This is a genomic window from Haloarcula terrestris, assembly GCF_031624315.1.
In the GTDB taxonomy this organism is placed as follows: Archaea; Halobacteriota; Halobacteria; order Halobacteriales; family Haloarculaceae; genus Haloarcula; species Haloarcula terrestris.
The window spans coordinates 126311-139237 of the sequence record NZ_JAMQOM010000009.1; the positions used below are offsets into that span (position 1 = coordinate 126311).

Sequence of the window (12927 nt, forward strand, 5' to 3'; positions counted from 1 at the left end):
GACCGGCAGCCGATTTTTGAACGCTATCGAGTTACCGAAAACAGGGACTGTCGTATCGAGACGCTCCACAGTAGCAGGGGAGGGGCGACTGAGACACACGACGGATAATACGGAAAACAGCTGTTTACCAGGACGTAATCGAGATCTCCCGAAGCGGCTGTGCCAGCGGGATATCCACCGTCGAGCCAGTGTAGTGTGAGAGGTAGAACCCGACGATGATTTCGAGAGATCTGACGGCTTCGGTCCCGGGCGAGTAGTTCTCCGATTCGCCGTTGAGCAGGTCCTGGACGTGGGTCGCTGCGTTCGCGAACGAGCGCTGGTAATCGTCCTCCCAGGTCCACGCGCCCTCGATTCCGGGCAGCGGTTCCTCGGTGTGTTCGCCGTCTTCGAGCGACCAGTAGCGCCACTCACCGTCGTCGTTGTTCATGTACAGTTTGCCCTCGGTTCCGATGAAGTTCAGCATCATCGACGACATGTCCCGCGGGATGGTGCAGTCGATGGTTACGAACGATTCGTCGTCCATCACCACGTGCCCACCGCCGCCGGCGTCGACGACCTCCTGCGCGGCGTCCAGCGAATCGACGGCCTCGTTTTCGCCCGTGATGTACCCGCTGACCTCCGAGGCTCTGGTATCGAGGAGGTAGACGAGCGTGTCCAAGACGTGCGTGGAGTTTCGCATCAGCTCCATCCGGTATTGGGTGCTCACCGACTTGACCTCGCCGAGGAGGTTTCGCTCGTTGATGAGATCGTGGAGTCGCTGGAGTTTGTCGGTAAAGCGGAACGAGTGGTTGACGACGAGTTCGGTGTCCGTCTCGTCACACACGTCGATCATCTCTTCGGCGGCGTTGACCTGCGAAGCGATGGGCTTCTCACACCAGATGATCTCGGGATCCGCCGCCGACTGCGCGGCGTCTATCGTATGTTCGTGATGGAGAAACGACGGCGTACAGACCGAGACCACGTCGAGGTCTTCGGCTTCGAGCATCGCGTCGTGACCGACGTACTGACGGTCCTCCGGGATGTCCCACGCGTCACCGAACGTCGCCAGTTTCTCCTCGTCAACATCTGCGACGGCGACGAGTTCGATTTCCGAGGTGCTCGCGTACCCGCCGGCGTGGCTCGCTTCGATCTTTTCGGTGCCGATCTCCTCCTCGTCGTGCATGCCGAGGATACCCATTCCCGCGATACCGCCCGTTCCGATTATGCCTGCTCTATATGTCATGTGTGGTGGTGCCGTGGCTGGGCACAGACGTGGCTCGCGCGCCGTGTCCGGCGCTGACGAGACAGTCCGCTACCAGCGGCTGGCGCTCTCCGTAGCTAACACATCAGTAGCGGACCTTATAAATCTTTGAGTGTCCCTGCCGTGATCGACGGCGAAAGCGACGCAGCACCGCACAACTCAGGGAACTGCTACTCGCGAAGCGACGGTGCAGTGAGCTGGCCGTTGTCAAACTCGATGGGCGACGGTTCCTCGACGACGCGGAGGTCGTCACGCTCGCGTGCGGTCTCCACCAGTGCCGGTGACGCGTACAGCCGGTGGAGGTGCATCGTGTCGGCTGCACGGAGCACGCGTACGGTGTCGGTGTCGACGACGCCAATCGTTGACAGTGCGGCGACGATACCGGCGCGGTCGGTCTCGACCACCGGTGGTAGTTTCACGCCGCGGATCGTGCTGGCCGTGAGCGCGTTGATGAGCGACGTTTGCGCGTCCAGTTCCGCAACGATGTCCTCGTGGATCACGTCCGCTGAGCCGACGCCCATCGCGTTCCCGTGGGTCTTCTCCGTCAGCGCGCGCGTGTAGATGCGTTTGATGTCCGGCGTCTCCGGGGCCGGTTCGTTAATCGAAAACGGCCGGCGGCCGATGACGTTGGTGTCGAGCCCCTGGCCGCTGATCTCTTTCCCCTGGCGGTCGAACACCACGAGGTCGAGTTCCTCGAAGGGAAGCTTCGGCATCAAATCGTAAGCGGTCTCTAACAGTTCCTTCTCGCGGTCGAGGAACCCACTCGGGGGCACGCCTTCGATCAGCGTCGTGTCGTCGTGCTGGTCTTCGACGATTGCGACGCCCCCAACGATAGGTAACTCCTCTAGGAGCTGGCCGGTAATCTCGGGAATCATCCGCCTGAACGACCAGTCGACGGCCCACTTGTGAGCGATCTGTGCGCCGCGTTGCTTGCCCATGCCGATGACGAGCATCTTCGAGAGCCCGCTCTCGACCGGCCCGTCGAAGTCCGTGTGTGGCTTGACGCGGTTGATCGGAATGATCGCGTCGGCCGCGACGGCGTTGTCGTCGGCCACGACGGGCACGTCCCTGTCCGGTGTTCGCCCGACTTCGACGACATCCATGGTCGACCTGATCTCACATCCGATAGCCGACTCTGACACACCGAGTTCGTTCAGCATCGTTCGCTGGCCGTCGCCGGTAGCGCCACCGTGGCTTCCCATCGCCGGGAAGACGAACGGCTCGTAGCCGGCGTCCGAAACCGCGTCGACAACGCTGGCGACGATGGCGGGGAGATTCGCAATACCACGGCTTCCGACACCCAGGGCGACTTCGCCTCCGTCAGGCACGTCGGCAAACGACAGGGATTCGACCGCACGAGCCGCGTGTGACTCGATATCGTCCGTTGCTATCGGATCTGTCTCCCAGACCTGCTCGATGACGCCGAGTTCGGGAAGCGGCGGGTCACCACAGGCCTCGACGATTGTCTCTTCCGGCACGGAAAGCGCGCTGGCCGCGATCTGTTGATCGCTTGCGTCCATACGTGACGTATCAGCGCGTCCGGTCATAAACGTGACCCCACCGGCTCGACGAATCACTTTCCGGGCACATCAAAAGGAGCCGTCACTCTGCCGAGTCGGGAACGACGATCACGGCTACGTCGTTGACGTTCGTCCCGGTCGGCCCGGTTTCGACCGTCGCCCCGATCTCAGAGAGATACGAGCCGGCATCGTTTGCGAGCAGCGCTTCACGAGCGCGCTCGCGGTCGTCGATAACAGCAGCGTCGGCGATAGCACCGGCCACGTCGGAGCTTCCGTCTTCGCCGTCAGTGTCGGCAGCGGCGATGACTGCGTCGCCGTCGTGAGCCAGTGCGCCGGAGAGGACGAACTCCTGATTGGGGCCGCCCCGTCCACCGTCTCCGGTCACGGTGACTGTCGTCTCGCCACCGGCGAGGAGGACGGCCGGCGGCTCGACCGGTGTCCCCGTAGCTGTGGCCTCCTCGGCGATAGCGACGAGCGGCTTCGCCACTTCTCTGGCTTCCCCGCGCAGGCGAGACGTGAGCACGAGCGGCTCGTACCCGGATTCCCGTGCGGCGGTGGCGGCGGCATCCAACGCGGTCGCGTTATCTCCGACGAGGTGGTTCGTGACCCGGTCGAAGGCCGGATCGTCGGGAAACGGCGTTTCCGGAATCTCTTTGTCCCGTCCGGCTTCGAGGTGTTCCCGAACGGCCGGCGGCGGGGTGAGATCGTATCTATCGAACACGCCAAGTGCGTCTGCATACGTGGTCTCGTCCGGGACCGACGGCCCGCTGCCGATAGTCGAGCGGTCGTTGCCAACCACGTCACTGAGAAGCAGGCCGGCTACGGTGGCGGGAGCCGCCCGCCGCGCTATCTGCCCGCCTTTCAGGTCCGAGAGGTGCTTGCGGACGGCGTTTATCTCCGCAATCGGAACGCCACCGTTGAGGAGTCGGTCCGTCGTTGTCTGGAGGTCTTCCAGCGTCAGGTCCCCGGCGGGGGCCGACAGCAGCGCGCTCGCGCCGCCAGTCAGGACAAACAGGACGAGCGTGTCTGCACCGGCTTCGTCGACTGTTTCGAGAATATCGGTCGTCGCATCGACGTTTCGGTCAGACGGCAACGGGTGGTCTCCCACCGAACACCGGACGGTTTCGGTGTCGACAGCCTGCTTAACGATGATGTGCCCGCCGCTGAGACGCTCGCCGAGAATCGATTCGAGCGCGCGTGTCACGCCGCCAGCGGCTTTCCCACCGCCGACGACGACGATATCGCTGTAGCTGTCGAGGTCGTAGGTCGTCTCACCGATTGTCAGCGTCTCGCCGTCGCGTTTGATCGCTGATCTGGTGGCGACATCCGGAGCGGCCGCCTCCACGGCGGCCTCGATACAGTCGAGTGCCACCTCGTGTGCGGAGCTGGCTGCAAGCGTCGCTCGGTTTCGGATCATATCGTTCTTTTCACCCGGGGCAGTAAAAATCTGCCTCAGCGGGCGGGGGTCAGCGTGCGCTGTCAGCGGCCATGAGATACCAGCCCTGCCCGTAGGGCGTCACCGTCAGCGGCGCTTCGGGTCCACCGGGGGGGCCGGCGACGCGGCCGACCGCGCCCTCGTCGTCGACGACGTGAGTCACTGCTTCTAGCGCGTCGTTCGCTGGATCGCGGTACTGTGCTTCATCGAGCAGTCCGAGCTCAATACCGCGGTTGAATGCGTAGGCGAACATCAGCGTCCCGGAGGACTCAAGCGGCGTATCCGTGTCGTCGACGAGGTTGTGCCAGAAACCGCTGCCGTCCTGGAGCGGACGCAGACTTTCGCAGTGGTCTCTGAACTGCTTGACCAGGGCCTCGCGCTGATCGTGGTCGTCCGGCAAGCGGGCGAGGATTTCGACGGCCGCCGCGGCGGCCCAGCCGTTCCCCCGCGCCCAGAACGTTCCCTGCGGGTAGTGGTCCGGCGTCTCGACCCAGATGTGTCGAAACAGTCCGGTCCGGGGGTCGCGGAGGTGCTCGGCATGAACCAGATACTGCGTGACGGCCTCGTCGTGCGCCGCCGGCTCGTCGGCGGCGTCGGCGTATCGGCTGAAAAACGGGCACATCATGTACACCGAATCGATCCACAGCGATTTGATCCCAGCTACCTCGGGATCGTGGTGTGGGATCCCCCCAGTTTCCGTGCGGGCGACTGACTGGAGCCATTCGTATTCGCCGCTCGCTGCGTCGAGGTATCGTTCGTCGCCCGTCCGCTCGTAGAAATCGAGCACGCCGTGGCCGATAGCAGTCGTGTTGTTGGTGTTCATGCACTTTTTCACAGTGAGATCCCAGCTGGCATCGTACTCTCGGCCGTGACTGAACACCTCGATAGGATAGCTCGGGCCGTATCCTAACTGTCCGTTGTCGTCCTGTGTTGCGACGGCTCTATCGACGAGCTCTTTCGCTGTCCCGACGGATTGATCGCTCCCCTCGGCAAGAAGTCCGTTAATGGCGACGCCGGTGATCCACGACTTGCCGTCAAGATCGAGTGTTCTGAGATGCGACGCTGCACGTGTTGCTGGCTGTGTGGCGTTGTCTGACGACATTTGATCGCTATATCAATCTGCTAGCCGTACTATTAAAAAAGTATGTGTCCGTGGTGACATCGTGTTCAGACAAGCGAAGCTGAATGAACTGAGCCAGTCGTCGACTATTTTCCCGTCGGCGTTGCCAAAACAGATTGAAAATCAGAAAGATCATATTTTATATACGTATAGTGATATAATAGCCAGTATTCCGATTTCTATGTTTGTCGTATCTGAGATCGAGGCCATGTCGATGGCACACACCTTGCAATGACTGTGAATCCTCGACGGCAAACACGGTGTCATCAGCATCGTGTTTCCTGGCTGAGCTCAGCAAGAAACGAATGAGCTAAACCCTTTGTTATGGCTGATATGAACCTTTATATGGTGTAATTTATCCGTTTCTGAATCGACAGCAATGTACAGCCAATACTGCTCGTCGTTGCGTTGGATCACTGTTCTGTCGACGGCGATGTAATCTGGCGACCGCCAATCTTCGGACTGTAATTCTGCGTTGTGAACCAATTATATATGGTCGAACGAGCGCGCTGTATTCTATATACCTAAGTAATAAATATATTATATAAAACCGATATTTCTGCCAGATAAAACTGATACTCAGCTCCATCAGTAGTCGTGGTGTCGCTTCTCACTCCACAAAATCACAATCGAGTTGGTCGAAACTACGCTGAGATCAGGTTATTCGGGCATAGAGCACTCAGAAACCGTTAGCCTCACTTTTGACGCTCAACTAAATACGACCTTAACCTGTGGATTCGTCGGTAGTAGACAGTAGAATATGGCTATCGCTCCGTATATAGCAGATTCATATCATAACCAACCAATACTGCCTGCTGGTTCGGATTCGCTACGTAATCTTGCCCGGAATAAGCATCTCCTTCCCTTGCTGGTCAAGGAGTTATACAGGCGTTTTCTGGATTCGGCGGAGGTCCTCTTCGTGATACCTGATCTCATACTCCCGTAGCTGTAGTCCTTTAGCTTCATAATTGGACATTCTATATCCATATTTGCGATTGCTCAAATCTATCCAGCCCTAAATGAGTCCTGCAAGAACGGACTGCCAGCCGTCTTGACCTGTATACGCCACGATCCCTGTGGCAAGAGCATTGGCGAGACCGTCCAATCACAGCCCCTCATTGACATGATCGGCGGCCTTCAGTGCGAGTGCGGCGATCGTTAGCGTCGGATGCGTTGCGCCACCGGTGACGAAGACGCTGCCGGAGGCGATGTACAGGTTTTTGAGATCATGCGTCCGGAGTGTCGGACCCACGACGCTCTCGCTCGGATCGGTCCCCATGCGGGTCGTCCCCAGTTTGTGCGAGGCCTGTCGTGGATCCGTGAGGTCGCTCTCTGCGGTAATCGTCGCGCCTAGTTCGTCCATGATGTCCCGCTGTATCTCCCGAGCGTAGGACATCGTCTCGCGAACGTGTGACCCGAGATTCCATGAGACATCGGGCACGGGATTTCCGAAGTTGTCCGTCCGAGAGTGGTCGAGCGTGACTGTGTTCTCTTTCCGGGGCAGTAACTCGGCGTTCGCCAGCATCCCGATCCGCCGATTCGGCGTCTCTGCACGCATTTGTTCGAGCAGTTCGTCTCCCCACTCGTCGCCGGTGACCGGGTCCGAAAGGTCCTCTCGAGTACCCGAGTCCCCACCCCGGAGCGCGCGACTCGGGCCGATGGGGTTCACGTTTTCGAAGACGAGCTTGAGGCTCCCCGGCGTCGGCTCCTTGTGGTCGTAGAACTGCTCGCTCCCGCTTGTGTAGAACCCGATCGGGTTCTGGTTCGTCGGCCGATCTAGGGCTCCGCGAATCTGGACGATCGGATGGTCCATGAAGTACCGACCGACAGCGCCGCTGCTGTTCGCTAACCCGTCGGGATACGCGTCGGTCGCAGACAACAGGAGTAGCCGGGGAATCTCCACGGCACCGCAGGCGAGGACGAACCGGTCTGCGGTCTGGCGGTGTCGCTCGCCGTCGGGCGTGGCGTACACCGCTGCTTCGACGTGCTTCCCCCCGTCGTCGTGGACGAGCCGCTGGACTGGGGCGCGGTCGACGACCCGGGCCCCTTCTTCTCTCGCCTTCCTGACGTGGACATCGGCGCTATACTTCGCCCCCGAGGGACAGACGGGAATGCACGTGCTGAAGCCGAGACACTGACTCCGGCCATCAAACGGCTCGGAGTTCCGGGCCTGCGGGATGGTGTGCATCGTGATTCCGAGTTCCTCACAGGCGTCCGCGAACAGCGAGTCGGAGTAACTCGGCGGGAACGCTTCCATCGGGTACTCCTGTTTTCGAGGGGGCGCGAAGGGATTGTCGGCGGTGCCGGCCACTCCGAGCTCACGCTCTGCGCGCGCGTAGTACGGACGGAGGTTCTCGTAACTGATCGGCCAGTCCGACGCGAGCCCGTACCGGGTATTCATCTCGAAGTCCTTCTCGTGGTAGCGCTCCGCCGCTCCGAGCCAGTGGAGCGTCGTCCCCCCGACGCCTTTCACGCGCGTCCGGTTGAGTCCGTAGAACACGTCGCCAGACGACTCGTATCGGTCGCGTGCGCCACCCATGTCCCACACCTCCTCGAAACGCCTGTCTGGCCTGAGCGCCTTCTCCATCCGCTGGAGGCGATTCGATGGATCGAACCATGGACCCGCTTCGAGGATCACCACCTCGTGGCCGCGCCTCGACAGCGAGTAGGCGACGAGTGCCCCGGCGACACCTGAGCCGACGACGCAGATGTCCGGATTCGGAGACGGAGTTCGGTCGCGCTGGTTCGATACAGGCTTACTCATCGGTCTGTGGCTCGATACCATCGGGCGGTTTCTGGTACGACTCGTAGCCGCCTGGGTGGCCAACCGGGTTCTCGACGCCGAGCAGTCGACTTCCCTTGGGAGAAGTGTACAGCCCGTATAACAACTGATTGACGATGTAGTACCGGACCCGTTCTGGGAGGCTCCCGTCCGGATCAGAACCGACTCGACCCACCCCCATAGTGCGCAATACCGAGTCGCGTTCGGGCAGTGACAGTGACTGCATTGTCGACCCGTGCATCCGCCGCGTACGTTCGTCAAGCGCCCGTGCTGTGACAGCAATCTTCGCTCGCTGATCTGCATGTAACCCCCGCACGTACTCATCGATGAAGTCGCGGAAAGTGGTCAGTTCGGACGGATACACTACTGCCGCCACGGCGGTCAGGATCTCAACATCACCTTCGGTAAGATCCGACCCCTTGCCGGTGGCTGGGTCATCATCTGCCTCTGACATAGATAGGGCAGTACCCGCGGACGCGCTTCCGACCAGGAGTGCCGCTAGCGCGTCCCGTCGTGTGAGCTCCATACCGGTATATCATAGTCAATCATATTACATTTTATCCAAGAGCTACCCGTGGGGCGAACTGTGCCGCGGCATCTCGTTGAGAGCAAGCGTGTCACGGACACCGGAGTTAAACGCGGACACGAGAGCGGTCGGGATGTCCCGACAACCGGGAACGACCGGTCATTCCAGTCGTGACAGCTGCCACCGCAAGACCACGAGAACGAGTACCGTCACCGCCGCCGCTCCCAGTGCCACTTGTATCCCTGACCCCGGCTGGCCGACCAGCGGAGAGCGTTTTAGCATCAAAAGTGGCTCAAACCCTCGTCTGCGGAAGTGAATCGCCGAGATTCGTTCGACTATATGGAAGCCGACGCTGATGCCGTTCCCGAGGAGGAACCACGCGACTGGGACGAAGACGAGTACGCGCGGCCAAGACTGATCGCTGTCGGTGAGAGATTTGAATGACGACTGGGAGTTCCGGGACCACGAGAGGTATTGCATGACGGTAGCCGATTGGGTCAGTGTGACAGCGCCGAGGCCACCGAAGAGCGCGGCCGAGAGGAACGCGTTGACCGCGAGAAACACGCTCGTCGGAAAGAAGGAAAACTGCCCGGTTAGTTCGTATCCCCACGCAGTCATGACGCCCAAGTAGAGCGATGCAACGGCAACAACGGCGAAGAAACGGCTAAGCCACCTGGCCGAGACAGCGGTCGAGCGATTAGGTGGTCCGGGACCAGACGTTTCCAAGAACGCGCACAGTGCGAATCCGAAGGCAAGATAGCCGAGAGTCGGCCAGAAAGCGACAGCACCGTGATATAGTTGGTACCCGACGTAGCCGACGACCGCCCCAACCACTGCCACGGGCCCGGCGAACACGGCAGCGACAACGACTATTGCGGGTAGCGACCAGAGAAACACCGGGCCTGTCAGTGCCAACGTCGGGCTGAACACTTCCAAAGCAGCGACCGTGAGAAGAGCAGCGCCAGTGGCTGGCAGACCCAACACCCACTGAGAGACGTGAGTGCGCTCAGACGTACCGCATGTAGCCTCGTCTGGCATCACGGTGACATTTTCGAGGAGTTCTAATAAACTTCAGGCTTGAGGGAATTATAGAACCATTACCACACCAAGGAGAAGGGGGGAACGCTGATGTGGATGAGTTCAGCGACCCTGCCGATGACCCCCCCCCCAGTAGAGACGTTCTGCAGTGTCGCGGAGACTGAGACGAGGCGAACAGGAGACCACGACCCTCCCGAAATGATGCGAGGCTTCCTCCATTGCTATAGTAACAATTGAAACGATTCACACTGATCGCACCGCTGTCGTGCGATCAGGTCTGCATTGATTTTCAATGGCTATTATAGTACCGCGACAGCTACGTAATCACCCGATTGAGCGAGAACTTCAGGACACGGTTGCCTGGCTGAGCTGTGGCTTCGATAGACTACTGCCGAGAAACGCGGTCGATCGTTTTCTCACCGATCTCGAACACACCGTTGGCGATGTTTTCGACCGGCTCGTCGAGGGATGAGTAGATCTTACTTTTCAGGCTGTTGGAGCGAGCGACCAGTCAGATGAGTTCGTTCGTCCACGTATCAGGGGTCTGATCGTTGACGATTTCGCATTCAAGATGGTACTCGAACTCCTTTGCCCCTCGCTCTTCGATCCAATCCGCCATCTCTTGCAAGCCATCACGAAGCGTGTACTGCGCCTCGTAATCGATCATACGCCGGGCTTTATCGGCCGAGCAATTCGCCAGTTTTACCTCCTGTGGGCGATCCGGTTTGTAGATCGGATCGAGATCGAAATCGAGGATATCGGCAATCGTTTCAGCTAGATGATTAATGGTGATGAACTCGTCGTCAGGACCGATATTAATGACCTCACCAGTAACGTTGTCGTAATGAGCGAGTTTCTGGAGCGGGCGAACATCGTCTTGAATGAACGTGAAGCAGCGTTTCTGTTCGCCATCCCCGTAGATGATCGGTTGTTTGCCCTGGAGCATCCGGTTTATGAAAATCGCAGCGACGTTTCGGAACGGGTCGTCGTATCGCTGTCGGGGCCCAATGATGTTGTGTGGGACGGCGATGACATACTCGAATCCGTAGATATCAGCCATCAATTCAACCATCTCCTCTGCGGCCACCTTGCTCACGGCGTACGGGTCCTGTGGCTGCGGTTCCATGTCTTCGGTAAACGGCATTTCGTTTTCCCCGTACCGGGACATACTGGAACAATAGACGAACCGGTCGATGCCGACATCTGCCGCAGCTGCGAGCGTCGAGGTTGTTGCCTGATAGATACTCTGATTGATGCGACTCGGAGCGAACACACTCAACCCCTCGTACGCGAGTGCTGCAGTGTGATAGACGATATCGGCGTCTTCCATCGCGGACTTCATTCCTGAAACGTCTTTGCAGTCAACCTCATAGAAATCAGCTTCCGCTGGAATATTGGTTTCGTATCCACCCACGAAGTTATCGTTCCCAGCGACTTCGTACCCCTGTTCAAGAAATTCATCAGCGAGGTGGCTTCCAAGGAACCCAGCTATGCCCGTGACAAATATTTTTTCCGTCGTTTCGGAGTCCATCTCAGTCATGTTTGGGACTATATGGTAGTCAGTAAGGTAACACGTTTAATTATAATCGAATTATCAAATATCGATTACCGTTAGGAAGTACATTCTTTGTCGTGAACACAAAAAACTGAGTCCCCAGTTATTAGTTGCATAAAACAGCAGGAGGGGAGTATACTGTTGCGCTCACCGTGATATTCGTGGAAATCAGCCGTTCACTTAGTTGTTTCAGAGTATTTTACCTCTTCGTTGTGACGGAGAGACAATGTGGCGGATTTCAGTCGGCTGTGGACTGTTGCGCGTATTCCAGAATCTCTCCCCGAGTTTCGTAAGCCTGCTGAACGATGTCCTTGATCCAGATATACTCGTAGGTACTCACTCGTCCAAGGTTGAACATATTCTCGTATGCGCTAAGCTGGTCATTGATTCGTTCGAACGTATCGATTTCTTCCGTCACCGGGAGTGGATACGCTCGCGGCGCACGCCTGACCTCCGCATCAAGTAACGTCGCATTAATTCCCTGCTCATCAAGGAAATCCATCAGGTACTCACTGTACCACTCGTCGGAATTCGACCAGACTTCATCCCCAATGAAACAGGGGAATTCCGTCGTGAGAATGTATTCTCCGTCAGGTGTCGATTGTGGGATGAACTTGTAGTCCGTGATACGGGTAAAGTCGTAATGGTTCGGGAAATACCCCCAGTCGACGTGATCGGGAAACAGTCGATCGGACGCCTCGATATGCGTTCCGAGTATTACCATACTTCGATAGTTGAGTGACTCCGACGTATCGACCAGAATACTCGGATCAATCGTGCTGACAAAAAGATCGCTGTTGATCTTATCGCCGCTCTCCGTTTCGATAGCGGAGATCCGATTACCGTCGGTCTCCAACCCGGTGACCCCATCGAAAACGACCTCACAGTTAGCGATCATCGACTGGAGGATATCGGTGTATTTGTCGTTGGGATAGTAGGCTCCATCACCGAAGAACTCCTGTTCCTCATCGGGGAAACTGATCTTGAAATCGAACCAGTCTCCCGTGATACGTTTGGGATCAATGCCCCAATGCTTCTCGGTGTAATCTTTGTTATATCTATTATACAGTGTCTCCCCGACCTGGTTTTTCATATACTCCTCGAAATACTCAGCATCAGTTTTTCCCGGTGCTTCAGCTAATTCATCACGAATGGAGTCTGCATCATCCCATTTATCGATGTTCTGTTTACTCACTGGGTAGTGGTGAGGATCGGAGAGTTTCCCACGTGGATACGTCGCAGCATAGAACTCGTGGGGCTCCAACTGCGTGAATTCTGAGAAGAGTTCTCCGACAATCGCCTCTTCCTCCTCGTCGAAGAACAACAGATGAGGAGCGGAATCACAATGGTACCCTGTCTCGAACTCGATCTCTCGGAGTAGGCCACCAACAGCGTCTTTTTCTACGATGGTGACATCGAACCCTTCCTGATCAAGGAGATAGCTCAGTGAACAACCCGCGACACCCGCACCAATAACCGTTATCTCGGGCATATCGGTAGATTGACGTAAAGTCATTTAATAACAACGAGCCTACCGATTAAGTGACGCTCTGATCCGCAAGTAATGCAGTCGTTTACTCCATTCGTACGTGTTTACTCCGAGGATTCAACCGCCGGCACAGCCTGAGCCCGTGAAACCATTTCGTTGTCTCGGGAGACTCGCTTGAGTTCGTCGTAGGGATTGCGTCCCTGCTGGCGCCACGTCGCCAGC

Annotated in this window: 9 protein-coding genes and 2 pseudogenes; 1 reads left to right on the forward strand and 10 read right to left on the reverse strand. The window is 58.0% G+C overall.

Annotation, left to right across the window (positions count from 1 at the left end; translation table 11 throughout):
* Positions 1-124: 124 nt before the first annotated feature.
* The 8 genes and pseudogenes from NDI54_RS17400 to NDI54_RS17435 all read right to left on the reverse strand — a co-directional run bounded on the left by NDI54_RS17400 (position 125) and on the right by NDI54_RS17435 (position 9661).
* Complete coding sequence (locus NDI54_RS17400; protein WP_310897714.1) at positions 125-1222, reverse strand: Gfo/Idh/MocA family protein; 1098 nt, start codon at positions 1220-1222, stop codon at positions 125-127.
* Positions 1223-1410: 188 nt separating this feature from the next.
* Complete coding sequence (locus NDI54_RS17405; RefSeq protein ID WP_310897715.1) at positions 1411-2760, reverse strand: DUF362 domain-containing protein; 1350 nt, start codon at positions 2758-2760, stop codon at positions 1411-1413.
* A gap of 82 nt (positions 2761-2842) precedes the next feature.
* Positions 2843-4177, reverse strand: a complete 1335-nt coding sequence (locus NDI54_RS17410) for a glycerate kinase type-2 family protein (protein ID WP_310897716.1) — start codon at positions 4175-4177, stop codon at positions 2843-2845.
* 49 nt (positions 4178-4226) lie between these two features.
* On the reverse strand, positions 4227-5297 hold the full coding sequence (locus tag NDI54_RS17415; RefSeq protein ID WP_310897717.1) for a glycoside hydrolase family 88 protein: 1071 nt from the start codon (positions 5295-5297) through the stop codon (positions 4227-4229).
* A gap of 12 nt (positions 5298-5309) precedes the next feature.
* Positions 5310-5934 (reverse strand): annotated as a pseudogene (locus tag NDI54_RS17420) (IS6 family transposase).
* A gap of 486 nt (positions 5935-6420) precedes the next feature.
* A complete protein-coding gene (locus NDI54_RS17425; RefSeq protein ID WP_310897718.1) occupies positions 6421-8079 on the reverse strand; it encodes a GMC family oxidoreductase in 1659 nt (552 codons plus the stop codon).
* Positions 8072-8623, reverse strand: a complete 552-nt coding sequence (locus NDI54_RS17430; RefSeq protein ID WP_310897719.1) for a gluconate 2-dehydrogenase subunit 3 family protein — start codon at positions 8621-8623, stop codon at positions 8072-8074. Before NDI54_RS17430 ends, NDI54_RS17425 begins: the two co-directional genes overlap by 8 nt.
* A 159-nt stretch (positions 8624-8782) precedes the next feature.
* Positions 8783-9661 (reverse strand): hypothetical protein, encoded by an 879-nt coding sequence (locus NDI54_RS17435; protein ID WP_310897720.1) that lies wholly within the window; start codon positions 9659-9661, stop codon positions 8783-8785.
* 96 nt (positions 9662-9757) lie between these two features.
* Between NDI54_RS17435 and NDI54_RS17440 the strand changes: the two are divergent.
* Positions 9758-10127: pseudogene (locus NDI54_RS17440) on the forward strand (hypothetical protein); the annotation flags it as partial.
* A 45-nt stretch (positions 10128-10172) separates the two neighbouring features.
* On the opposite strand, the gene NDI54_RS17445 reads toward NDI54_RS17440, so the two are convergent.
* On the reverse strand, positions 10173-11201 hold the full coding sequence (locus tag NDI54_RS17445; protein WP_310897721.1) for an NAD-dependent epimerase/dehydratase family protein: 1029 nt from the start codon (positions 11199-11201) through the stop codon (positions 10173-10175).
* Positions 11202-11454: 253 nt separating this feature from the next.
* Complete coding sequence (locus NDI54_RS17450) at positions 11455-12708, reverse strand: protoporphyrinogen/coproporphyrinogen oxidase (protein ID WP_310897722.1); 1254 nt, start codon at positions 12706-12708, stop codon at positions 11455-11457.
* Positions 12709-12927: the final 219 nt, after the last annotated feature.

What these genes read in the sequence shown, in the direction of transcription:
- NDI54_RS17405 (WP_310897715.1), bottom strand. Translation starts at nt 2,760, where the DNA reads ATGGACGCAAGCGATCAACAGATCGCGGCCAGCGCGCTTTCCGTGCCG.
- NDI54_RS17435 (WP_310897720.1), bottom strand. Translation starts at nt 9,661, where the DNA reads ATGCCAGACGAGGCTACATGCGGTACGTCTGAGCGCACTCACGTCTCT.
- NDI54_RS17400 (WP_310897714.1), bottom strand. Translation starts at nt 1,222, where the DNA reads ATGACATATAGAGCAGGCATAATCGGAACGGGCGGTATCGCGGGAATG.
- NDI54_RS17425 (WP_310897718.1), bottom strand. Translation starts at nt 8,079, where the DNA reads ATGAGTAAGCCTGTATCGAACCAGCGCGACCGAACTCCGTCTCCGAAT.
- NDI54_RS17445 (WP_310897721.1), bottom strand. Translation starts at nt 11,201, where the DNA reads ATGACTGAGATGGACTCCGAAACGACGGAAAAAATATTTGTCACGGGC.
- NDI54_RS17430 (WP_310897719.1), bottom strand. Translation starts at nt 8,623, where the DNA reads ATGGAGCTCACACGACGGGACGCGCTAGCGGCACTCCTGGTCGGAAGC.
- NDI54_RS17415 (WP_310897717.1), bottom strand. Translation starts at nt 5,297, where the DNA reads ATGTCGTCAGACAACGCCACACAGCCAGCAACACGTGCAGCGTCGCAT.
- NDI54_RS17410 (WP_310897716.1), bottom strand. Translation starts at nt 4,177, where the DNA reads ATGATCCGAAACCGAGCGACGCTTGCAGCCAGCTCCGCACACGAGGTG.
- NDI54_RS17450 (WP_310897722.1), bottom strand. Translation starts at nt 12,708, where the DNA reads ATGCCCGAGATAACGGTTATTGGTGCGGGTGTCGCGGGTTGTTCACTG.